This is a genomic window from Mesorhizobium sp. M0522, assembly GCF_040321085.1.
Classification (GTDB): domain Bacteria; phylum Pseudomonadota; class Alphaproteobacteria; order Rhizobiales; family Rhizobiaceae; genus Mesorhizobium.
In genome coordinates this window covers 146,126-167,304 of sequence record NZ_JAMYQW010000003.1, presented here as the reverse complement: position 1 = coordinate 167,304, position 21,179 = coordinate 146,126, and the positions used below count along the sequence as shown (strand labels likewise).

22 protein-coding genes are annotated in these 21,179 nt (G+C 62.9%); 13 read left to right on the top strand and 9 right to left on the bottom strand.

The window, feature by feature from the left end; translation table 11 throughout:
- Positions 1 to 205 precede the first annotated feature (205 nt).
- From NKI58_RS05655 to NKI58_RS05645, 3 genes are read left to right on the top strand one after another with little or no spacing between them, the layout of a single operon-like run.
- Positions 206 to 877, top strand: coding sequence for an amino acid ABC transporter permease (locus tag NKI58_RS05655; protein ID WP_352475651.1), 672 nt, complete (start codon positions 206 to 208; stop codon positions 875 to 877).
- Positions 874 to 1,548 carry an amino acid ABC transporter permease gene (locus NKI58_RS05650; RefSeq protein ID WP_023677250.1) on the top strand — a complete coding sequence of 225 codons (675 nt, stop codon included), beginning with the start codon at positions 874 to 876 and terminating at the stop codon, positions 1,546 to 1,548. Before NKI58_RS05655 ends, NKI58_RS05650 begins: the two co-directional genes overlap by 4 nt.
- A 25-nt stretch (positions 1,549 to 1,573) precedes the next feature.
- The gene (locus NKI58_RS05645; protein WP_352578457.1) at positions 1,574 to 2,317 is read left to right on the top strand and encodes an amino acid ABC transporter ATP-binding protein; all 744 of its coding nucleotides are present in this window, start codon (positions 1,574 to 1,576) and stop codon (positions 2,315 to 2,317) included.
- A gap of 638 nt (positions 2,318 to 2,955) precedes the next feature.
- On the opposite strand, the gene NKI58_RS05640 is transcribed toward NKI58_RS05645, so the two are convergent.
- The 3 genes from NKI58_RS05640 to NKI58_RS05630 form a co-directional block, all read right to left on the bottom strand.
- Positions 2,956 to 3,408 carry a nuclear transport factor 2 family protein gene (locus NKI58_RS05640; protein ID WP_352784342.1) on the bottom strand — a complete coding sequence of 151 codons (453 nt, stop codon included), beginning with the start codon at positions 3,406 to 3,408 and terminating at the stop codon, positions 2,956 to 2,958.
- Positions 3,409 to 3,422: 14 nt separating this feature from the next.
- Positions 3,423 to 4,109, bottom strand: a complete 687-nt coding sequence (locus NKI58_RS05635) for a hypothetical protein (RefSeq protein WP_352826568.1) — start codon at positions 4,107 to 4,109, stop codon at positions 3,423 to 3,425.
- A gap of 109 nt (positions 4,110 to 4,218) precedes the next feature.
- Entirely contained in the window at positions 4,219 to 5,505 is a 1,287-nt protein-coding gene (locus NKI58_RS05630) for a LuxR C-terminal-related transcriptional regulator (RefSeq protein ID WP_352635985.1), read from the bottom strand.
- On the opposite strand from NKI58_RS05630, the gene NKI58_RS05625 reads away from it, so the two are divergent.
- Positions 5,494 to 5,796, top strand: a complete 303-nt coding sequence (locus tag NKI58_RS05625; RefSeq protein ID WP_198023562.1) for a hypothetical protein — start codon at positions 5,494 to 5,496, stop codon at positions 5,794 to 5,796. The genes NKI58_RS05630 and NKI58_RS05625 overlap by 12 nt on opposite strands.
- Positions 5,797 to 6,348: 552 nt before the next feature.
- On the opposite strand, the gene NKI58_RS05620 is transcribed toward NKI58_RS05625, so the two are convergent.
- The 4 genes from NKI58_RS05620 to NKI58_RS05605 all read right to left on the bottom strand — a co-directional run bounded on the left by NKI58_RS05620 (position 6,349) and on the right by NKI58_RS05605 (position 11,523).
- Positions 6,349 to 7,401 (bottom strand): Gfo/Idh/MocA family protein, encoded by a 1,053-nt coding sequence (locus NKI58_RS05620; protein WP_352784332.1) that lies wholly within the window; start codon positions 7,399 to 7,401, stop codon positions 6,349 to 6,351.
- 53 nt (positions 7,402 to 7,454) lie between these two features.
- The gene (locus tag NKI58_RS05615; RefSeq protein WP_352784329.1) at positions 7,455 to 8,240 is read right to left on the bottom strand and encodes a ThuA domain-containing protein; all 786 of its coding nucleotides are present in this window, start codon (positions 8,238 to 8,240) and stop codon (positions 7,455 to 7,457) included.
- Positions 8,241 to 8,605: 365 nt separating this feature from the next.
- Positions 8,606 to 10,141: a DUF2778 domain-containing protein gene (locus NKI58_RS05610; RefSeq protein WP_352784326.1), complete on the bottom strand. Its 1,536-nt coding sequence runs from the start codon at positions 10,139 to 10,141 to the stop codon at positions 8,606 to 8,608.
- 569 nt (positions 10,142 to 10,710) lie between these two features.
- Positions 10,711 to 11,523, bottom strand: a complete 813-nt coding sequence (locus NKI58_RS05605) for a class I SAM-dependent methyltransferase (protein WP_352569094.1) — start codon at positions 11,521 to 11,523, stop codon at positions 10,711 to 10,713.
- 191 nt (positions 11,524 to 11,714) lie between these two features.
- Between NKI58_RS05605 and NKI58_RS05600 the strand changes: the two genes are divergently transcribed.
- On the top strand, positions 11,715 to 12,137 hold the full coding sequence (locus NKI58_RS05600) for a hypothetical protein (protein WP_352755614.1): 423 nt from the start codon (positions 11,715 to 11,717) through the stop codon (positions 12,135 to 12,137).
- A 284-nt stretch (positions 12,138 to 12,421) separates the two neighbouring features.
- Here NKI58_RS05600 and NKI58_RS05595 read toward each other — a convergent pair whose 3' ends face one another.
- Positions 12,422 to 13,018, bottom strand: coding sequence for a cation efflux transmembrane domain-containing protein (locus tag NKI58_RS05595; protein ID WP_352853089.1), 597 nt, complete (start codon positions 13,016 to 13,018; stop codon positions 12,422 to 12,424).
- Between the two features lie 31 nt (positions 13,019 to 13,049).
- Positions 13,050 to 15,251 carry a heavy metal translocating P-type ATPase gene (locus NKI58_RS05590; protein ID WP_352826567.1) on the bottom strand — a complete coding sequence of 734 codons (2,202 nt, stop codon included), beginning with the start codon at positions 15,249 to 15,251 and terminating at the stop codon, positions 13,050 to 13,052.
- A gap of 64 nt (positions 15,252 to 15,315) precedes the next feature.
- On the opposite strand from NKI58_RS05590, the gene NKI58_RS05585 reads away from it, so the two are divergent.
- The 8 genes from NKI58_RS05585 to NKI58_RS05550 all read left to right on the top strand — a co-directional run bounded on the left by NKI58_RS05585 (position 15,316) and on the right by NKI58_RS05550 (position 20,951).
- Positions 15,316 to 15,741 (top strand): MerR family transcriptional regulator, encoded by a 426-nt coding sequence (locus NKI58_RS05585; protein WP_352853088.1) that lies wholly within the window; start codon positions 15,316 to 15,318, stop codon positions 15,739 to 15,741.
- An 87-nt stretch (positions 15,742 to 15,828) separates the two neighbouring features.
- Positions 15,829 to 16,236: a hypothetical protein gene (locus tag NKI58_RS05580; RefSeq protein ID WP_352826566.1), complete on the top strand. Its 408-nt coding sequence runs from the start codon at positions 15,829 to 15,831 to the stop codon at positions 16,234 to 16,236.
- A 130-nt stretch (positions 16,237 to 16,366) separates the two neighbouring features.
- A complete protein-coding gene (locus tag NKI58_RS05575; RefSeq protein ID WP_352853086.1) occupies positions 16,367 to 17,800 on the top strand; it encodes a multicopper oxidase family protein in 1,434 nt (477 codons plus the stop codon).
- Positions 17,801 to 17,828: 28 nt separating this feature from the next.
- Positions 17,829 to 18,269: a DUF411 domain-containing protein gene (locus NKI58_RS05570; protein ID WP_352452325.1), complete on the top strand. Its 441-nt coding sequence runs from the start codon at positions 17,829 to 17,831 to the stop codon at positions 18,267 to 18,269.
- A gap of 7 nt (positions 18,270 to 18,276) precedes the next feature.
- Complete coding sequence (locus tag NKI58_RS05565) at positions 18,277 to 18,804, top strand: TlpA family protein disulfide reductase (protein ID WP_352784315.1); 528 nt, start codon at positions 18,277 to 18,279, stop codon at positions 18,802 to 18,804.
- Between the two features lie 67 nt (positions 18,805 to 18,871).
- The gene (locus NKI58_RS05560; protein WP_352904388.1) at positions 18,872 to 19,555 is read left to right on the top strand and encodes an SCO family protein; all 684 of its coding nucleotides are present in this window, start codon (positions 18,872 to 18,874) and stop codon (positions 19,553 to 19,555) included.
- Between the two features lie 53 nt (positions 19,556 to 19,608).
- On the top strand, positions 19,609 to 20,388 hold the full coding sequence (locus NKI58_RS05555; RefSeq protein ID WP_031211922.1) for a DsbA family protein: 780 nt from the start codon (positions 19,609 to 19,611) through the stop codon (positions 20,386 to 20,388).
- Complete coding sequence (locus tag NKI58_RS05550) at positions 20,385 to 20,951, top strand: hypothetical protein (RefSeq protein ID WP_352455400.1); 567 nt, start codon at positions 20,385 to 20,387, stop codon at positions 20,949 to 20,951. The genes NKI58_RS05555 and NKI58_RS05550 overlap by 4 nt, the downstream gene beginning before the upstream one ends.
- Positions 20,952 to 21,179 lie beyond the last annotated feature (228 nt).

The window sequence follows — 21,179 nt, the reverse complement described above, 5'->3', positions numbered from 1 at the left end:
GAATGGTGAATGGTGAATGGTGAATAGTAAGTAGGGAGTAGGGAGTAGGGAGCAGAGAAGAGCTACTCGCTACTCGCTACTCGCTACTCGCTACTCGCTACTCGCTACTCGCTACTCGCTACTCGCGTACGCCCTACTCACTACTCACTATTCACTATTCACCATTCACTATTCACCATTCACTATTCACATTCACCGCCCCACCATGCTCGAAAACTTCAGCTTCCGCACCATTGTCGAATATCTGCCCCTGTTCGGGCAGGGCCTCGTCACGACCGTGTGGCTGTCTGCGCTCTCCTTTGCCGGCGCGCTCGCCGTCGGCATCGTGCTCGCCGCGATGAATTTGCAGCGCGGCCGGCTGTTCCGCGTCCCGGCCAAGGCCTATATCGACGCGGTGCGCGCCACGCCGCTCCTGGCGCAGCTTTATTTCCTCTATTTCGGCCTGCCGCGGCTCGGCTTCGTCCTGCCCGAGCTCGTCGTCGGCATCTTAGCCCTGTCGCTGAACAGCGGCGCCTACGTCGCCGAGATCATCCGCGCCGGCATCCTGTCGATCCCGCGCGGCCAGGTCGAGGCCGGCGTCGCTTCGGGCATGACCTATGTCCAGCGCATGCGCCTGGTCATCCTGCCGCAGGCGTTCAAGGTGACGATCCCGCCGCTGCTCGGCCAGGCAATCGTGCTGGTCAAGGATTCCGCGCTGTTGTCGCTGATCTCGGTCGCCGAACTGACGCGTGCCGGACAATTGCTCGCCTCCGACCGCTTCATGCCGGCCGAAGGTTTCATCACCATCGCCGCCTTCTACCTCCTGCTCTATTACGGGCTGAAGGGACTGGCGGCGCTCTCCGGGCGCTGGCTCGGCCTCGCGGGGGCACGGACATGATCTGGCAGCAGCTGCAAAGCATCGCTGGCAGCTATCCCCTCGCCTTGCGCGGGCTCGGCATGACCGTGGTGCTGTCGCTGATCAGCCTCGTGCTGGGCACGCTGCTCGGCTTTGGCCTCGGCATCCTTCGAACCGGCGGCAACCGGCTGATCAGCGGCGCGATCGGCGCCTGGGTCGACCTGATCCGCGGCACGCCGTTCCTGGTGCAGATCTTCCTGATCTTCTTCATCCTGCCGGAACTCGGCATCGAGCTCGACGCCTTCACTGCCGGCATCATCGCGCTGACCAATCTGGCCGCCTGCTTCATCTGCGAGATCGTCGTCGCCGGCATCCGCTCGGTGCCGACCGGCCAGGTCGAGGCAGCACTTGCGTCCGGCCTGTCGCGCTGGCAGCGCATGCGCCAGGTGGTGCTGCCGCAGGCGATGCGCATCGTGCTGCCGCCGCTGGTCGGGCAATATGTGCTGCTGATCAAGGATTCCTCGGTGGTCTCGGCCATCGGCCTCACCGACCTTACCCGCGTCGGCTGGCTGGTGGTGCAGCGTGTGCCGAACGGCCTGCTGGTCTTCTTCCTCGTCGGGCTCGGTTACTTCATCGTCTGCTACCCCCTGATCATGCTGGCACGCCGGCTGGAGCAACGCATGGGCGCGGCGCATGGCGAGGTGCAGTTGTGACATCGAACCTCAAGGGTCCGGCAATATGACCAAAACCGGCATGATCGAATTTCGCGGCGTCAACAAATGGTTCGGCACGCTCAACGTGCTCAGGGATATTACGTTGAGCGTCGAGCCGCGCGAAGTGGTCGTCGTCTGCGGCCCGAGCGGCTCGGGCAAGAGCACCCTGATCCGCTGCATCAATGGGCTGGAGACGATCCGGGACGGCGACCTGACGGTCGACGGCCAGCGCCTCGGCGACCCCGCCACCAACATGACGCGGCTGCGCACCGAGATCGGCTTCGTCTTCCAGTCGTTCAACCTCTACCCGCACAAGACGGCGCTCGAGAACGTCACCCTGGCGCCCATCCATGTCCGCAAGATCCCGCGCGCTGAAGCCGAGAAGGCCGGGCGCGAATTGCTCGCCAAGGTCGGCCTCGCCGACAAGGTGAACGCCTATCCGGCGCAGCTGTCTGGTGGCCAGCAGCAGCGCGTGGCGATCGCGCGCTGCCTCGGCATGCGCCCCAAGATCATGCTGTTCGACGAGCCGACCTCGGCGCTCGATCCCGAGATGATCTCGGAAGTGCTCGACGTCATGGTCGCCGTGGCCGAGGAAGGCATGACCATGATGGTGGTGACGCACGAAATGGGCTTTGCCCGCAAGGTCGCCCAGCGCGTCGTGTTCATGGACGCCGGCGCCATTGTCGAGAGCGGCACGCCGGATGAGTTCTTCTCCAACCCGAAGACCGACCGCAGCCGCGCTTTTCTGAGCAAGATCCTGCGGCATTAGGGCTAACAACTCAATTAGCTGACTGCCGGCTGCGACCGAGATGAGTGGAAATCGACCTTAGGACTCGCGCACCGTGACCTTGGTCACAGCTCTGTCGCCACGCTCAATCTTAATGCGCTTGTCACTCGGGATAGGCGGTGGAGCTACGTTAGCAATCTTTCCATCCTCTAACCGATCCGCAGTCAAAAGCTCTTCCGCTCTCGCCGTCTTTAGGCGCTCTAATTGATTGATATACAATCCTGACATGCCGGCCTCCCAAACGAAAAAATCGGACAAGAATATTGTTAATAGCGAGCAGGCAGGCGGAAGAAGCAACTTGCGAATTAGAGAAAGCGCATCACGCTTTCAATATAGCGGCCGAGTCCCTGGCCCTCAATATCAACTAACGGACGTGGTTTACACAGCATGCCGAGAGGTCTGCAGAGGGTTCAACTCGGTCGTTCAGAATGATTGGGTTTTGACCTAAAACGTCAGCCGGCCGTGGCCGGCGTCTTCAGCCAAACGTCGCCAGAGGGTCGGCGCTGATCTCGACCCAGCCGACGGGCTGAAAGAAGCACAGTTCTGGCTCGATGACGCCGGCAGAGCCGATGGTCCCGCCAGCGCAATTCCTTTCTCTGCCCGTTTTGGACCGACGCTTCTCAGAACGCGAAATCCGCGGACTGAACGACATCGGCTGGGAGCCAGGTTTCATGAACTTGCAAGATCTCGGGCCCCCGGCTGTAGCCGCGATCGCGGACCACCATCGTCGTGACCCGGCCATTGTTCGGTTGATCGGAGTCCTTCGCGTCGCGTTGCCATTCGTGGTAGTTCACGACCGCCAGGTCGGCGCTTTGATGGCTGATCCGGATGTCGCGTATCTTGATACGGAAGGCCGGATTCGATCCGTAGATGCTCTTCATGTAACCTGCGAAGTCTTTTTTCCCGAACGCCCTGCCGCCTGGCATGATGGCGACCAGATCTTCGCTGATCCGGTCGAGCGCGTTCTTCTTGAACGTCGCATCGTCGCCACGACATCGGCCCGTCACCCAGTCGGTGAAGAATTCGTGGATGTCGTGGATCGTCGCTTCGATTTCCTTCGTTTGAAGGGACATTTTTTCCTCCTGTCTTAAGATGATGCTGGATCAGGCGCTTTGTGCTGTGGCTTGCCCGACCGGACGCTCCTTGAGGACAGCCCGTACCACGCGAGCCACAGGCACATGAGAAGCGAGGAAATCAGCCAGATCGGACCTCCGATGCCGATCCCGAGCTGCTCACCGAGTGTCCACCCGGTTGCCGAAAGGATACCGAACGCCGAGCCGACGATCGCGGCCCATCGGGGCAGTATCCCGACGTCATCGCGGGCGTCGTGATACGCGACAAGCGCTGTCGCCAGGGCGAGCGCCCAGACTCCGTTACCCATGCCGCCGGAAAACGCCCACCAGGTCATGAAGGCGTTGGTGTCACCCCGGTCGGCCGCGACCGCGACCACCGATGCCTCGGCGACTGCGGTGGAGAACGTGGTCAGGGCGCCGAGAGCCATCACCATCCAGGCAGAACTCAGCATCGGCGAATGCCGGACCCGGGGGTTGAGCGCCAGGTTCAGGAACGAAGCGCCGGCGATCAGGAACAGCGCCGCTGCCGCCGTCCAATGGACCGTAGCCCATCGCCCATGGCCCTCGGCGATATTCTGCATCTGAACAGACAAATCCGCGTCCGGTGGCCCGTGGAAGACGAGCGCAGCCGCCAGCAGTAGCGTTCCGGTGGCGAGCCAGACACCGCCCGGCCCGCTCATGCTGTTATTATTCGTTGGCATCGGGGAAACCTCCTGTGGCCTTTACCACGCCATGAGGTTTAGACCCGCGCCACGGTTGCCCGCTTCGGCGTAAGTACCCACGCAACGAGGATTTTGGGGTTGGGTAGGATTACCCAAACACGTCCATGCCGATCAGGGCGTGCTCGACCGCATAGGCCGTGGCTGCCGCGCGCGTGCGCACGTTCAGCCGCGTCAGGATATCGCTAACGTGACGGTCTACCGTCCGCTGGCTCAGACCGAGCTCGCCGGCAACTTCCGGGTTGGTCAGGCCTGACGCGATCAGGCGCAGAACCTGCGTCTGTCTGGGGGTGAGAACTTCGCTGCCTGTCGCCGTCATAGTGACCCGCAGCTTGCCGGCAACGGCTTCGTCGGGGCGCGCGCCGAGCTCGCGGAAAAGTCTTATCGCTTCGTCCAGTTCGGTCCGCGCCGCTTCAGTATCGCCGGTTGCGAGACAGGCCCGCGCTGTCAGCACCCGCATCCGGGCAAGATGATAGGGCGCCCGAAGCTCCCAGAGGATCGCTACCGCGCGCCGGATATGGGCCAATGCCTCCGCGGCTCGACCAGCATGGATCAGCACCCGCGCGGTAGCCTCAGCGGCTGCGGCGCGGACTGCATCCGCGGAATATTGGCGCGCGCAGTCGTGCAGTGTTTCGCACAGCTCCCAAGCGTCATCGGCCGAACCGATAGCGAGAGTGATTTCCACCGCAGCCGGCAAGAGGCGGAGTTTGCCCGGCATGTCGTCGACGGACTGCAGTGCGCGGCGGATCGCCGAAAGGGCCGGCTGCTCGTGCCCCTGCTGAAATCGCATAAGCGCCAGCCCCGGCTGCGGATCGAACCCGAGCCTGCTCGCTGCGCGATAGGCGGCATCGGCCTCGTCCCATTGGCCGCGGAGGCGAAATACCTCGCCCTTCTGGTAGAATGCCGGACCGGCGTGGTGCTTCGAGGGCCCCTGCTGAAGGCGGATGCTGGCGACACCGGCCTCGCGGCCGGCCTCGTCCCAGTGGCCGTCGAGGATCAGGATTTCGGCCCGGTGGATCAGGCATCTGCCGGTGAAGGCAACGATGTCGGGCTGTCCCGCGCACCATCCGACCAGCGCCGATGTCCATTCCCTCGCCCGGCCCGTGGCATGAAATTTCTGACAGATCTCGATCACGCTGCAGTAGACCAGCCCGGTGACGATCGGCGAGAGCCGGCCCGAGGTGACCGAAACCATCACCTCGTCCAGCAGTTCGAAACCGCGCACATAGTCGCCGCGCAGGATCAATATCCGCCCCTGAAGGTGGCGCGCGATAGCCAAGAGGTCCGGATCTTCGCAGCGCTGTCCGATCTCCGCGGCACGTGTTGCGTGCGCGAATGCTTCGTCCGGACTGTCGGCGGCGAGGCTTTGTTCGACCATTGGGAGCTGAAGGTAACCGTGTTCTGCACATTCCTGCGTATGATCCTCGACCAGCCGGTTGGCGCGCGTCAGCCATCCGCTGCCTTGGGCGAATTCACCGCGAAACATCAGGGTGAGCCCGATCCAGAAGCCGCAACGCGCTGCGGATCGTTCGCGTCCGTTCCGGAGATGCTCTTCGAAGGCCCTTTCGTAGTCCCGAACGAATTCCTCCTCGCGCCCAAGCATGTAGGCGGCTTCCCCGAGGCGCTGGAGCTCGGCGCCGCCAAGTTCACTGCAGCGGTCTCTGTCTGACAGTTCGCGGTGAAGCCTGGACCAATCGCCGCGATTGGCTAGCTCCGCATACGGATCCGATGCAACTGCACCGTCTTCCGGCGACTTGTCGGGTGATCGGTCGGAGGGCGCGGGCATAGCCTCAGAATAGCACATATCTTGCTGAGGAGGTGGCGCCAGGTTACCAACGTGACAGAAGTTCGTTTCGGGCTCAATCGAGCCGTTCATCGCGTCCGCCGCCGAGGACCGGGAACGGTGATGGAATGCTGCCATTCGTCTCGTCGATGGGAACGAGTAGGTAGCGCCAATATCGCGACATTCATGGCGCTTCTCAAAAGCTCCCCTCGCGCAACGGCTCGAATCGACCCATTTCTGCCGTTCCGATATCGGCCTCACCACCTCCAGGGCGGACATTCACCCATTATTCGGCGAAAAATCTCGTTCCGATCAAAGCCGCCCTACTTCGTTGCAGCGGCTGCGGCTCGCCCGAGCAGGTGGCTGACAGCTGAGCGCAGGAACATTCGGCGCGCCGCGTGACCATGGCTGGTTCCTCTCACGATTCCCTGAACGATATCACTGCGTATCGGTGCTCAATTCGGCCCGCTTCTCATCCGACACGACTGCGAGGTCGAGCACCTTCTGCAATTCGGCCGCATGGCGGAATGACGGTTCGGCCTGGAGGCCGCTGCGCACCGCATCGACGAAGCGCTGGTAGTTGGTCTGCACCGTTCCGGCGTCCAGAACTTGCCATTTGGCGTTCTCGACATCCTCGCCGATGCAGGCTTTCAGCTCCGAGCCGGTCAGATTGTGCACGACTTCGATGCCACCCTTGTCGCCGTAGATGCGCAGTCGGAGCTCGTTGAGATGGCCCGTCGCCCAGCGGCTGGCATGGACGACGCCGAAAGCGCCATTGCTGAAATCGAGCGCCATGGTGAAACTGTCGTTGGCGTCGAGCTCGTATTCGCCGATCCGGTTGCCGGGCGCCTTGTCGAAGGACCGCAGGCGGCAGAACACATGGTCGATGTCGAGCGCCGCGCCATAGCTGGCGAAATCGAGAATGTGAATGCCGACGTCACCCAGCACGCCATTGGAGCCATGGCCGCGCGACAGCCGCCACAGCCATTTCGGATCGGTGCGCCAGTCGCCCCAGAACTTGGATATCAGCCAGCTCTGCAGATAGGACGCCTCGACATGCCTGACCGTGCCGATCTCGCCTGCCAGCACTATGGCGCGCGCTCTCTGCAGCGGCGCGACATTGCGATAGGTCAGGTTGACCATGTTGATGATGCCGGCCCGCTCGGCCGCATCGGCCATTTCACTGGCCCTCTGGTAATTTTCGGCGAGCGGCTTTTCGCACAGCACCGGCTTGCCCGCCGCGATCAGCATCATGGTGGTCGGATGGTGGATGCGATCGGGCGTCACGTTCGCCACCGCGTCGAACTTGCCCCATGCCAGCGCCTCGTCCAGCGACGCGAAGCGGTTGGGGATACCGTAGATGTCCGAAAACTTGTCGACGCGCGTGCGGTCGAGATCGACGGCGCCGATCAGTTCGACGCCCTCGATCTTGCCGAACTGCCTGGCGTGCTCCTCCGCCATCCAGCCGGTTCCGAGTATCAACAGACGCATGATTCTTATCCTTAGGACAGGGCTTTATCTTCTTGTTCGATCATGGATTTGGCCTAGCGAAAGCCGGCTTCGCCCGCGGAATGAAGTTTTCCGCCGCGCTCGACGATCGGTTCGAGCGCCTTCTCCACCGGTACGTTCGGCGCATCGAGGATGGCCGGATTGGAGCCTTGCGGGTTGTGCGCCCATTTCACCGCATTGCGCAGCACCTTCTGGACATTGGCCTCGTGATAGGTCGGATAGGTCTCATGGCCTGGCCTGAAATAGAAGATGTTGCCGGCGCCGCGACGATAGGTCAGCCCCGACCGGAACACTTCTCCGCCCTGGAACCAGGAGATGAAGACGGTTTCGAGCGGCTCCGGCACGGCGAACTGCTCGCCGTACATCTCCTCGTTCTCGAGCTCGAAATACTCGCCAAGTTCCGCGGCGATCGGATGGCTTGCGCTGGTCACCCAGAGCCGTTCGCGCTCGCCGGCCTCGCGCCATTTCAGCGTGCAGGGCGTGCCCATCAGCTTCTTGAAGATTTTCGAGAAATGGCCGGAATGGAGAACGATCAGCCCCATGCCTTCCCAGACGCGGCGCGCCACGCGCTCGACCACTTCGTCGGCGACGGCGCCATGGTCCTTGTGCCCCCACCACAGCAAGACATCGGTCTCGGCCAGACGGTCGGCCGGCAGCCCATGCTCCGGCTGCTCCAGCGTTGCCCACGACACTGATATCTCCGGGTCGAGCTTCAGTGCATTGGCGATCGTCGCATGCATGCCGTCGGGATAGATGCCCGCGACCACCTCGTTGGTCCGCTCATGGATGTTCTCGCCCCAAACGACAGCGCGTATTGTCATGATGTCCTCGTGATTGTTTGAAGCTGGAGCCGCCCCTACGGGTCAGTCATAATATCCTCGGCCGGGAATGAAAACCGTTTCGCGGCCGGCTGCTGACAATCTGTTGGAAATCCGGCGGGGAAGTCCACACTGCAAAGCCAGCGATGCCGGCGGGACAGCGCCCCCCTCTGTCCTGCCGGACATCTCCCCCACTTGGGGGGAGATTGGATATCACGCCGGTTTTCGCAAATCGCCAACGTTGCAGGAATGAGCGGAGCGTGAAAACTGCCGATCTCCGCCCTCGTGGGGGAGATGTCCGGCAGGACAGAGGGGGGCGCGAAGGAACGCTACAGAGCGGCTTTCATTCTCCGCCGCCCGCGAGCAATCTAAGCGCCTCGCCCCTCTTGGGCGACGCGTGTCAGCGGCTTCGACAGCCGCGGCACGACTACAAGCCGCTTGATCTTGCCCTTCTTGTAGGCGGCGAGGAAGCGGGCATAGTCCTTGAAGACGACGCAGCCATTGGATTCGGCGCGCCCGCCGCGCAGCATGTAGGTGTGGGCGAGCAGGCCGTCGCGGCCATATTTGTTGCTGCCGCTGGCCGGCGTCAGACGGATCGCCTCGACACCGTGAAAGCGCGATTCCCGCATCGTCAGATTGTAGGTATCCGGCGGCGTCGGGCCGACATTCTTCTTGTGGACGTAGCGTGGCTGGTCGACCATCGCGCCCAGTCCCGAATGTGCCTCCAGCCGCGAGCCGTCGGGCATATAGACGGTCTTGGCCGAGATGTCGTAGACGGCGACGCCAGTACCCATGTTGGGCGTGGTGAACAGGTTCCTGAAGGCTCCGCCGAGACCGCCGGAAGGCATGTCGGGCTTGGCATAGGCCAGCATGTCGCCGCCCTGCGTCTTCGACCGTTTGCCCGGCTTGCCCGACACGGCCGGCACTGCCGCTTGTGACGAATTGCGAGGCGACAGGCTGCCGGGTAGCGTCTCGGCCGGCGGAGCGTCGGCCGTCTGCACCTTGCTCGCCCTGGCGGTCCTAGAGGTCTGCGCCTTGGGCGGCTCCGTTTTCGATGCTTGATCCTTTTGCGCCTGGGCCCTTGGCGCCTGGTCTTTTGACGCCTGATCTCTTGACGCTTGAGCCCGCGGCGCCTCGGCCGGCTTATCGATGTCCGCCCGCGGACGCAGCGTCGGCAGCGGAATGCTGTCGGGCATGTCGTCTTGCGGCGGCAGCGAGGCTAGCTGGACCTCAGGTTCTTGCGGCTCTTGCGAAGCCGCGGGCTCGCTTGCCGCGATGGCTGCCGGGAGCACATCGATCATCTGCTCCGGCAATGTATTCGCCAGCGCCAGCGCCAGGCGCGACGAGCGTTCGATCTCCGCCACCTCCGGCCCGAAGCGCACCGGTGCCGGGCCGTTCGGGTCGGGTATGCGTACCGGCTCGGCGAACCGGGCGTGGGCCGGCAGGCTGGCGAGCATGACGGGAGAGCGGGCTGAGGCACGGGCAAAGGCGGCGGCAAGCTTTTGCGGCGACAGCGCGGCCTTGGCGACCACGTCGTCGAAGCTCGATTGCCGCGACGCATCGGCGACAAGCGGCACGGTGTTGCGCTTGAGGCGGGCCGATTTTCCCTGGTGGACGAAGTTCGACGCCGACCGCAGGCAGTTGGCATCGCACCCGTGCTGCAGCAGCTTGGCCGACAGCGCCGCGTTGGCCGCGGCCCATGTCGGGGCCTGCGCCTTTGCAAGGCTGCGGCGAGGATCGGCAAGCGCGATGGTGCGCGGCGCGAGCAGGCTTTGCGGGAGACCGTTGGAAGCGGCGGTGAGCGAAGTTCCCATCGAATAAAGGCCGGCCAAGGTCGCCACCGACCATAAAGCAATGGCTGCGCCGACGGCCGGAACCGCGACCCAGCGCAGGCCGGGCCTCATCGAAGTCAATCCAGTTGCAGGACTGTCACCCCGGGTTTTCGCACTTACAAACGCCATTCAACCACTCTCAATCGGCCGATGCCGGCTAGCGGATTTCGCAGCCGTGACATTCACAGTTCGCCTGGTGCCCCCAGCACGCTTCGCGTCTGTTGCCGATTGATTCAAAAGATGGACAAAGTTGGTTAACCAATCCCTCTACCGACCGCCGATTGGGCGACGGTCACACCGAAAAACGCCCTCCAAAACCTGCATAGTTGGCAAAACTGCCCTCCAATGATGACTTTGCTGCCCGTTTTTGTCGGCCGAGTCAAGAAAGCGAAATGACTAGACCTTGCTGGGCGGAGTCGGCCATGGCTGCGAAAGTGAAGCCGGGCCGACCGGAATCTTGCGGCCGGCAGCCGCCGCCATCAAGCCCCGGCGATCGGTCAGACCGGCGATTATCGACCTGGCACTTGTCGACCTGCCACTCGGGCGAATGAACGTTAATGTCTGAGAATTCGGGATAGCGGCAAGATGTTTGCCGCACAGCAGCTGAATGTCGCCAAGTGCCGGAGCGGGATATCCAACACCTAGGCCACAGCCACCACTATGTGAGCCTGGATTTTGGCAGCAACCTCGCCGCTGCCATGCCTGTCTGCAATCGCGGCTGCGGCGTAGTCGGTTGCAGCGTCCAGTTTTCCCGCCTCTCTGGCCTCGATTTCATTGCGAAGGAGAGTGCCCTGGCAATAAGCAACGGCCGGAAGACGCGGCGAGGAGGCACGGCTTTGTTCGGCCCTCGTCTCGATCACCACACCGGAAAAACCTGCGTCCTCCAGCTCGCTACGGATCAGTGCCGTATCGTGGTAGCCATGCGGCGTGCGTGCCAGAAAGCGCGGCGGATCGTTCGGAAAAATCCTTGCGAGAGCGTTCGTCACATCGTCGGCAAACACGTTCTCCTCGATGCGATCCCATACGCTGAATAGAAAATGTCCTCCGGGCTTCAGGACTCGCCGGGCTTCGCGGTAGGCAGATGAGCGGTTGGGAAAGAACATCGCGCCGAACTGACAACAAACGAGATCGAAGGCCGCATTTTCAAACGGTAGCGCCAGAGCATCCGCCTGACGCCATTTGATGCGATCGTCGGGAGCTTGCCGCGAAGCGGCGTAGTCGAGCATCGGCTGGTTGAGGTCGGTTACGACATAGCTTGCATCGGCGGACAGTTTTGGCGCCAATGCGCGGGTGACAACCCCGGTGCCCGCGGCGGTTTCCAAAACGGCGCTTGGCGACAAGGACGCTGCCCGTCGTGCAAGATCTGCGGCGAACGGCTCGAAAATCAACGGCACCATATAGCGGTCGTAGTTTTCCGGAATTGAGCCGGCGAATACCTTGTCCGTTTCCAACATTGCTATCCCCCGCCGTCCGTTTGATGGCTCGTCAGCATAGCATGGAATTGTTTGCTATTCGGTCGCATTCGACCGGGAGGCGGTTCGCTCCCGGAAGCTCCGAAACGCCGTGCTGCAATTATCTGCATATGTGTTAATATATTGTGGTCATGCGCATTGGTGCGTGGCCAAACATAAAATGGGAGGATGCGATGAAAACCATAAATCGCAGGTCTGCAATCGCGCTCGGCGTGACGGCGGCAGCGGTAACGCCTTTGTTCACGCTGGCGGCTGCTGCAAAGGTCAAGAAATACGGCCCGAAGGAAGGCAAGGAGATAGCCCCCGGCGTCAGATTGGTCGAGGTCGGCACCGGCAATTCCGATATCCCCGCTTACAAGAGCATCTCAATTGTCGATATAGTCTTTCAGCCCGGAGCAGCCGCCCCTCAAATGGTGATGGACAACGACATGGTCTGCACCATTGCTGCCGGTGAATTCACGATCAAGAAGGCGGACAAGAAATTCAAGCTCAAGGAAGGTGACGTGTACACCTGCTCCAAGGGCAAGACCGACGAGGCAGCCAACACCAGCAAGGTGGTCGGCATCCACCGCATCGCCGTCTTGATACCTGCCTAGGGCATGCCGCCGAAAATCGGGCCCGCGTCCTCCATCAGGGACGCGGGCCTTTTGATGACGTGCGTGGCCTTGAGCGGTTCATCGTTTCACCGCTTCGACCCGGTCGACTTCGTCCAAGTGTGGTGAGGCTCATGCTGTTCATGGTTTTCCTCCGATTTTACTTATGAGCGGTTCTCCCTCCGCCCGCTTTGAAAGGGTGCGATTATATTAGAGATCGCGCAGGTTTCCGGCTGACTGCTGCATTGGCGGAGTGGCAATCGGCAGCGCGCTGAGCGTTTTGGAGTTCACGAAATGGCCCGGTGCTCTTCCCGAGCTGCCCCCCAGACCTCGCGCGCCGCGTCTGCATTCAGTGCCGGGATTCCCAGGCCGACGATCAGATCCGGCCACGCCGAGCGCCACAGGAAGGCCGTCACCAATCCGGCCAGTATGATCGCAACATTGGCGACCGCATCGTTGCGGGCCGAGAGGAATGCCGCCCTGGTAAGACTGCCGCTGTGATGGCGGTAGCGCGCCAACATGTAGGCGCATGACAGATTGACCGCGAGAGCGCCCAACCCCGCCAGCGTCAGAGCCGTTGGCTGCGGCGGCACCGGCATGTTGAACTTTTCCCACGCGGTCCACAGCGTCGCCAGGCCCGGCACCAGCAGGATAAGCGCCAGCGCCATGCCGACCCGCGAGCGGGCACGCAGCGACCATCCCATGGCGAGCAGTATGAGGAGATTGACCGAGGCATCTTCCAGAAAATCGACGCTGTCGGCGAACAGCGACACCGAGCCGATCGCCAGCGCGACGGCGAATTCAATGCCGAAATAACCCAGGTTCAGCAGTGCGACGACAAGCACCACCCGGCGAAGGCCGTCCGACGTGATGGCTTGCTGCATGGTCTGCCCTAACACGATGCCGTTGTCGCTCTTACCAGCTGCTCTTCCACCGCAACAGCCGCATGGCATTGGCCGTCACCAGCACCGTCGCCCCGGTGTCCGCGAGAATGGCGGGCCAGAGGCCGGTGATGCCGGCGATCGTCGTCACCAGGAACACTGCCTTCAGGCCCAACGCAATGGTGACGTTCTGCTTGATGTTGGCCATGCTTGCTTGGGACAGCCTGATCATGGCCGCAACGTCGCCGACGCGTCCATGCAGCACCGCAGCGTCAGCCGTTTCAAGAGCCACATCGGTGCCGCCGCCCATGGCAATGCCGACATCGGCCGCGGCAAGTGCCGGCGCATCGTTGATGCCGTCGCCGACCTTGGCTACCCTAAGCCCCTGCCCCTTCAACTCGCCGAGGATGCGCTGCTTGTCCTCCGGGAGCAGTTCGGCGCGCGCCTCGATGCCGAGCTGTTTGCCAATGGCAGCCGCCGTGCGCTTATTGTCGCCGGTTAGCATGACTGTCCTGATGCCTGCATTGGTCAGCGCCTTTAGCCCGGCGAAAGCATCCGGCCGGGGTTCGTCGCGCATGGCAATGAAGCCGGCCAGCGCGTTGTCTACAAGCAGCACCGCCACTGACTTGCCTTCATCGTTCAATGCCACGATGCGTGCCGCCTGGTCTGCTGGCAGCAGGTTTATCTCGCCCGCCGCGACTGGCGATCCCAGAAACAGGTTCTTGCCGCCGACACGACCGATAACCCCTTTACCGCCGATCGCTTTGGCTTCGGCGGCAGGCGGCACGGGAATGTTGCCGGCTTTGGCCCTTTGGAGGATGGCCAAAGCGAGGGGATGGCTCGAGCCGATCTCAAGCGCTGCCGCGAGCGAAAGGATGTCGCGTTCACTGGCACCCACCGCAACGACATCGGTGACCTGTGGCTTGCCGAGCGTCAGCGTGCCGGTCTTGTCGAGCGCCACGGCGGTGATGGTCGCGAGCCCTTCCAGCACCGCCCCACCTTTCATCAGCAGGCCGCGCCGGGCTCCGGCCGAAAGCGACGCCGCGATCGCCGCCGGAACTGAAATGACCAGCGCGCACGGGCAGCCGATGAGCAGCAGCGCCAGCCCCTTGTATATCCATTCGTTCCAATCGCCGCCCAAGAGCAGCGGCGGTGTGGTGGCCACGAGCGCCGCGACGGCGACAACGCCGGGCATGTACCAGCGCGAAAAGCGATCGATGAAGCGCTCGGTCGGCGCCTTGTTTTCCTGCGCCTCCTCGACCAGCTTGATCACGCGTGCAATCGTGTTGTCTGCGGCGGTCGCCGTCACCTTGACGCGCAGCACGCCGTCGCCGTTGATAGTGCCGGCAAAGACCGTGTCGCCGACGTCCTTGCGCACCGGCACGCTTTCACCGGAGACGGGTGATTCATCGATGGCGCTCCCGCCTTCGGTGATCTCGCCGTCAGCCGGAATCCGGTCGCCCGGCCGCACGAGGATGATGGCGCCCACAGCCAGGCTTTCTGCCGGCACCTCGCGGGTCTGGCCGTCTTTCTCGACGAACGCGGTTTTGGGAACGAGAGTCGTGAGCGCTTGAATACTGGACCGTGCGTTGCCGGCCGCAACCCCTTCGAGCAACTCGCCGATCAGGAACAAGAAGACCACCGTCGCCGCTTCCTCGCCGGCACCGATGATGACGGCCCCGGCCGCCGCCACAGTCATCAGCATTTCGATTGTGAACGGAATGCCTGCCGCTGCGGCCATGGCCGCTCGGCGCGCGATCGGAGTCAGGCCGAGCAGCATTGCGGCGATGAAGGCCCACTGGCCGGTCGCGGGCCAGGCGTAATCAATCGCGAAAGCCACGGCCAAGGCGACTCCGCTGGCGATGGCCAGGCGGCCCTTGGCGCTGTCCCACCATAGCTCCGACGCCGGCGCATCATCGTTATCATGTAACCCCGCTACGTTCTCGTCGTGATTGCGCCTTCCGTCGGCATGGTTGTCGGCGGATTGATCGGACGCCGGCGTCCCAGACTTGGAGGTCAGCGGAGCGACGGCGTAGCCGAGGCCGGTGACCTTCCTCTCGATCGCGCCGAGATTGCTTTCGGGAGTATGAGTGACCGTCAGAGTGCCCGCCGAAACGGATACGTTGATGTCCTGAACACCAGGCATCCGCCGCACGGCCGTATCGATTTTGCTGGCGCAACCGGCGCAATCCATGCCTTCCACGCGGTAGCGGGTCTGTTGTTTGGTCGCAGCCATGGTGAACCTCTTGTATCTTCGACCGCGACGCTACATCCTCTAGCGACTAGAGGAGCAAGCGAAAATGCCAGCAGGTATGACCATCGGTGAAGCGGCCCGACACAGCGGCGTGAAGGTTCCAACCATCCGCTACTATGAGCAGATCGAGTTGCTTCCTGCCCCTGCCCGCAGCGAAACCAATCGCCGGCATTATGAAGCGGCAGACTTGCGCCGGCTCGCCTTCATCAGGCACGCGCGCGAGTTGGGGTTCGAGATCGAAGCCATCAGGGCGCTGCTGACGCTGCAGGATAATCCCAGCCAGCCTTGTGCGACCGCCGACGCCATTGCCCAGGCGCGTCTGGCCGACGTGGTTCAGCGGATACGCAGCCTTACAGCATTGAAAGCCGAGCTGGAGCATATGGTCGAAGGCTGCCGGCACGGAAAAGTCTGCGAATGCCGTGTCATCGAGGTGCTGGCGGATCACGATAAATGCGAGCATCCTCACCATTGATTTGCCAGAGCAGAGCTCGCGTCAGCCCCGATGTCGCGGCATCCGGAGCTTGCAAAAGCCGCACTTTACGGTCAACCTGAGCGGATGATGGCGCGCCTGTCACCAAAACACCTCCTGGTCATGCTTCTCGCGGTCGTCGTGACCGCCGGGTTCAGCCTGTCCGCCGCTCAAGCTGCCGTCATGTCGGCCAGGATGGCAGTCGACGGGCACATGACCATGGCCGCAGATACCGGCACCACCGACGCCGACATGGCCAAGATGGCCGATGCCAGGGACGGTGACTGCAACGCTTGCCTCAAGGGCTCGGCCGGCAATGACAAACCGATGCAATGTGCGCCGACCTGTGTCGCACCGGTTCTGGCGGTGCTGCCGGAGGCTCTCCCCGTGACGGGACTGCCGCAGCCCGAGCTGCCGTCGGCGCGTCCCGCCCCGTTCCTGCACGGGCGAAGTCTGCTGCCCGAGCCATTCCCTCCAAGACCCAGCGCTCTCGTCTGACGCCGTTTCTGCCGTTCCACGGCTGATTAGCGGCGTTTGATCGCCCGGTTGCGCGTACTGCGCAGCGGGCGCGGTAGCAATTCAATCGACGTCGCGACGTTCGCCGTCGGTTACCGCAAGGGTCACAAAAGTGAATTCCGTTTCAAATCCGTTCATAACGCGCCGCAAATTCCTGCTTGCGGTAGCAAGCATTGCCGCCGCGCCGATCCGCCCTGCGCTGGCGATGGCCACGGGCGAATACCGGATCAGGGTGGCGCCGGGCCAGGCACGGTTCGCCGGCCCTGATGGTCCGCGCACTCCGGTATGGGCCTATGATGGCACGATCCCCGGCCCGACACTGCGCTTGCGCCAGGGGCAGCCCGCTCGGATCATCGTCGAGAACGGACTGGACGAAGACACCACGGTTCACTGGCATGGCATCCGGCTGCCGAACGCCATGGATGGCGTGCCCGGCCTGACGCAGAAGCCGATCAGGCCAGGTGAAAATTTCATCTATGAATTCACCCCGCCCGATGCCGGCACCTTCTGGTATCACCCGCACGCCAACAGCCTGGTCCAGCTCGGCCGTGGCCTTGCCGGCGCACTGGTCGTCGAGGAGGTCGAGCCGGTCGCCGTCGACCGTGACATTCTGTGGCTGCTGCAGGACTGGCGGCTTGCGGCCGATGGACAGATCGCCGGCGGCTTCGGCAGCGCGATGGATGCCGCCATGTCCGGCCGCGTCGGCGGCCTCGTGACCCTCAACGGTGCGCCGCCGGCGGACCAGAAGGTGCGGGCCGGCGAGCGCGTCAGGCTGCGGCTCGCCAATGCCTCGCTTGCCCGCATGATGGCGCTGCGCTTCGAAGGCCACCGTCCGGTCGTCGTCGCCATCGACGGCCAGCCCTGCGATCCGCATGAACCGGAGGGCGGTCGCCTGGTGCTGGCGCCCGCCATGCGCATCGACATCGTGCTCGACATGCAGGGCCACCCCGGCAGCCGCCACGCGGTGATCGACGATTTCTACGACGGCCTCGCCTATACGCTGACCACGCTGGCCTATGACGCAGCGCCGCCGCTGAGAACCCATCCGCTCGACACGCCTGTCGGCCTGCCGCGCAACCCCTTGCCCCAGCCCGACCTCGCTGGCGCCGAGCGCCAGGAGATCGTGCTGCAGGGCGGCATGATGGGCGGCGGCAAGCTCAAGGGCGTCGGCGGCATGATGGGCATGGGGATGATGGGCATGAACGGCGGTGCGGCCTGGGCGATCAACGGCATGTCGATGACCGGCGACGGCCATGCCGGCATGGCGCCGCAGTTCACGCTGTCACGCGGCGCCACCTGCCATCTCACCATGCGCAACGAAACCGCCTGGTGGCATCCCATGCATGTCCACGGCTTCAGCCTGTCGGTCATCTCGCGCAACGGCTCGCCGGTGCCGCACCGGCAATGGCAGGACACGGTGCTGCTCGCCCCCAAGGATACGCTCGAATGCGCCTTCGTCGCCGACAATCCGGGCGACTGGATGCTGCACTGCCATGTCGCCGATCACCAGATGGCCGGCCTGATGACGGCGTTCCGTGTGACCTGAAACTTTTATCCAACCAAGGAGAACTGCAATGAAACTGACCTACCGACTTGCCGCCCTGTCCCTGCTGATCGCAACGCCGCTGCCCGCCTTCGCCGCAACGATCAACGCCGTCATGTACAAGAACCCGCAATGCAGCTGCTGCGAGTCCTACGCCAACTATCTCGAGCACAACGGCTTCAAGGTCGACATCAAGCCGGTCAACAATCTCTCCCAGATCAGCAGCGATGCCGGCGTGCCGGCCGACCTCGAAGGCTGCCACACGCTGATGGTCGACGGCTATATCGTCGATGGCCTGGTGCCGGTCGAGATCGTCAAGAAGCTTTTGACCGAGCGCCCTGCCATCACCGGCATAACGCTCGCCGGCATGCCGGCCGGCGCCCCAGGCATGGGTGGCGAGAAGCAAGGCCCCTTCGTCGTCTACGCCTTCACCAAGGACGGCAAGGCGCCCACCGTCTACGCGACCGAGTGAGGACATTGTGAGCAAACTGGCCATGGTCCTGGTTGGCATGCTGCTGGCGTTTTCGTGGCCGGTATCAGCCGCTGAGCCGCCGCAGAACTTTGCCGTTCACGAGGCGCCCGTCCCCGTGCCGGAAATCAGCTTCGAGGATGGCAATGGCAAGCCGAAAATGCTTGCGGATTTCCACGGCAAGGTCGTGCTGCTTAACGTCTGGGCGACATGGTGCGCGCCCTGCCGCAAGGAGATGCCGACGCTCGATCGCCTACAGGCCAAACTCGGCGGTCCGGATTTCGAGGTCGTCGCGTTGTCCATGGACCGCGCCGGTCCTGAGATTGTGAAGAAGTTCTTCGCCGACATCGGCATCAAGCACCTCGCCCTCAACATCGACGTCTCGGGCAGGGCCATGTTCGCCATCGGAAGCGTCGGCCTTCCGGCAACCCTGCTGGTCGACCGCGACGGCAAGGAGATCGGCCGGCTGATTGGGCCGGCCGAATGGGACGCCCCCGACATGGTCGACTTCATCCGCAGCCGCATCGCCGCCAAGTGAGAAAGGGACAGATATGTTCGGGCTAAAGGCTCGCTGCGTTGCATCGGCTTTGAACGAATGGAGGTGCTTGCTGCTAAACGTAATTGCCATTGCGGCGCTGACCGCGGGCTTTTCGTATCAGGCGCAAGCCCACTCGCTCGACGAAATCGACGCCACGCTTGAGGCCGACGAGAAATATTTCCAGCCGATCGACAAGCCGGCGCCTGATTTCACGCTGCGCGCCGCCGACGGGCGTGTCGTGCGGACGGCCGATCTGCGCGGCAAGGTGGTCGTCCTCCACTTCATCTACACGTCGTGCCCGGATGTGTGCCCCCTTCATGCCGAGAAGATCGCCGAGATCCAGAAAATGGTGAACGGCACGCCGATGAAGGACCGGGTCAGCTTTGTGACCATCACCACCGACCCGACCAGGGACACGCCGGACGTGCTCAGCAAATACGGGCCGGCGCACGGGCTCGATCCCGTCAATTGGCTGTTCCTGACCACGATGGAGGATCAGCCGGAGGATGCGACCCGCAGACTGGCGGAGGCCTTCGGCCACAAGTTCACGCTGACGGATGATGGTTATCAGATGCACGGCACCATCACCCATGTGATCGACAAGGAGGGCCGCTGGCGGGCGAATTTCCATGGCCTGGATTTCGCATCGGTCAATCTCGTCACATTCGTCAATGCGCTTACCAACAATGTCGAGCGCCCGCACCATGAGCAGGAAACGGGATGGTGGGCGAAAATCAAGGGCATGTTCTGAGGCATCATTTGCACGTGCCGGCGGTCCGGCGAAACAGAGGGAAGGAGAACCCTGTGACCCACAAGTCCAATCCATTGAGCGGAGCCGTCGGCAAAATGGCCCGTGCCGTCATGCTGGCCGGCGCGACGATCTGGCTCGCGCTCGGTCTCCACAATCAGGCGATCGCCGCGGGCGAGATGTCCCAGGACCAGTTCGACCAGCGCATTCACGACTACATTCTTGCGCATCCAGAGGTGCTCGTGCAGTCGCTGCAGAGCCTCGACGCCCGCCAGCGCGAGGCTGCCGCAAAAGAGGCGAAAGCCGCTTTGACGGACAAGGCGGACGAGATTTTCCGGGACCCGGCGAGCCCGGTCGGCGGCAACGCCGAAGGCGACGTCACCATGGTCGAGTTCTTCGACTACAACTGCCCCTATTGCCGGCAGGTTGCGCCGATCATGGCGCAAGCAATGGCCGACGATCCGCAGCTCAAGATCGTCTACAAGGAATTCCCGATCCTCAGCACGGATTCCGTATTTGCTTCCAAGGCGGCTCTCGCCGCAGTGCGCCAGGGCAAATACATGGCGTTCCACAAGGCCTTGTATGCGGTGAAGACGCGGGTGACCGAAGCGGTCGTGCTGAAGGTGGCTGCCGACGTCGGTCTCGATGTGGCTAAACTGAAGACCGACATGCAGCAGCCCGATATCCAGGCGTCGATCGACCGGAATACGCAACTGGCCCAGGCGCTGAAGATCAGCGGAACGCCAAGCTTCGTCGTTGGCGAGCAGATTTTCCCCGGCGCGACCGACCTCGCAACGATGAAGAAACTGATCGAGCAGGCGAGGACCAGCAAATGAGCCGAATATTTTGCCCAAACCGACGGACGGTTGTTCTGGGGAGCGCCTTTGGCGCCGCTGCGGTCGTGAGCCTGCTCAAGGGGCCGGATTTGGCGATCGCCGCTGAGGATCCCGATCTGGCACGCCGTTTCAGATATCTCAGCCAGAACGGCAACAGCACGTGTTCGACCAAGTTCACGGAATCGATCGCGACCATGCCGGCAACGTCGCGGATCACGGGCTCGTGCTGCAGCCCGATGGAGACGAAGCGCTATGCCGAGCAGGTGAGCGGCCTGGCCAGGTACCGCGAGATTGCGATGATCCCAAGCGATCCGTACGATATTCCGGCCGGCATCGCACAGAAGATGATGCCCTACTACGATGTGAAACTCTCCGGCGAAGAGCAGCAGGCCTACGACTATGCGATGGCCAATTCCAACGAGAAAGGTCCATGCTGCTGCCAATGCTGGCGCTGGAAAGTGTATGGCGGGCTGGCGAAGTTCCTGATCCGCGAGCACGGTTTCACCGGCAAGCAGGTCGTCGACGTCTGGGATCTCTCAGACGGCTGCGGCGGAGGAGAGTAGAGCCGGGCGACAACTCGGCTGCGGTTCAACAAGCGCTCTCAACCTGTTCTAGCTTCTTGAAAGGAGCGCTTGACCTTCCGGTGGCTGGAACCGTTAGGCTCATTGCTAACTTCCGGAGGTCGTCCAATTGCGGACCGAACCATGAATGTCGAAAGGCAGCTACTGGCCCTGTCAGAGAGGCATATCGGCAAGGCAGATCAGATGTCGCGGAACACTTGCTGCGGGCGC

Excerpts from the sequence above, each read along its gene's own strand:
- NKI58_RS05630 (WP_352635985.1), bottom strand. The coding sequence starts at position 5,505 with ATGGTCGAACAAAGCCTCGCCGCCGACAGTCCGGACGAAGCATTCGCG.
- NKI58_RS05645 (WP_352578457.1), top strand. The coding sequence starts at position 1,574 with ATGACCAAAACCGGCATGATCGAATTTCGCGGCGTCAACAAATGGTTC.
- NKI58_RS05585 (WP_352853088.1), top strand. The coding sequence starts at position 15,316 with ATGCCAGCAGGTATGACCATCGGTGAAGCGGCCCGACACAGCGGCGTG.
- NKI58_RS05640 (WP_352784342.1), bottom strand. The coding sequence starts at position 3,408 with ATGTCCCTTCAAACGAAGGAAATCGAAGCGACGATCCACGACATCCAC.
- NKI58_RS05590 (WP_352826567.1), bottom strand. The coding sequence starts at position 15,251 with ATGGCTGCGACCAAACAACAGACCCGCTACCGCGTGGAAGGCATGGAT.
- NKI58_RS05550 (WP_352455400.1), top strand. The coding sequence starts at position 20,385 with ATGAGCCGAATATTTTGCCCAAACCGACGGACGGTTGTTCTGGGGAGC.
- NKI58_RS05650 (WP_023677250.1), top strand. The coding sequence starts at position 874 with ATGATCTGGCAGCAGCTGCAAAGCATCGCTGGCAGCTATCCCCTCGCC.
- NKI58_RS05655 (WP_352475651.1), top strand. The coding sequence starts at position 206 with ATGCTCGAAAACTTCAGCTTCCGCACCATTGTCGAATATCTGCCCCTG.
- NKI58_RS05580 (WP_352826566.1), top strand. The coding sequence starts at position 15,829 with ATGGCGCGCCTGTCACCAAAACACCTCCTGGTCATGCTTCTCGCGGTC.
- NKI58_RS05595 (WP_352853089.1), bottom strand. The coding sequence starts at position 13,018 with ATGCAGCAAGCCATCACGTCGGACGGCCTTCGCCGGGTGGTGCTTGTC.
- NKI58_RS05600 (WP_352755614.1), top strand. The coding sequence starts at position 11,715 with ATGAAAACCATAAATCGCAGGTCTGCAATCGCGCTCGGCGTGACGGCG.
- NKI58_RS05620 (WP_352784332.1), bottom strand. The coding sequence starts at position 7,401 with ATGCGTCTGTTGATACTCGGAACCGGCTGGATGGCGGAGGAGCACGCC.
- NKI58_RS05605 (WP_352569094.1), bottom strand. The coding sequence starts at position 11,523 with ATGTTGGAAACGGACAAGGTATTCGCCGGCTCAATTCCGGAAAACTAC.
- NKI58_RS05635 (WP_352826568.1), bottom strand. The coding sequence starts at position 4,109 with ATGCCAACGAATAATAACAGCATGAGCGGGCCGGGCGGTGTCTGGCTC.
- NKI58_RS05570 (WP_352452325.1), top strand. The coding sequence starts at position 17,829 with ATGAAACTGACCTACCGACTTGCCGCCCTGTCCCTGCTGATCGCAACG.
- NKI58_RS05610 (WP_352784326.1), bottom strand. The coding sequence starts at position 10,141 with ATGAGGCCCGGCCTGCGCTGGGTCGCGGTTCCGGCCGTCGGCGCAGCC.
- NKI58_RS05615 (WP_352784329.1), bottom strand. The coding sequence starts at position 8,240 with ATGACAATACGCGCTGTCGTTTGGGGCGAGAACATCCATGAGCGGACC.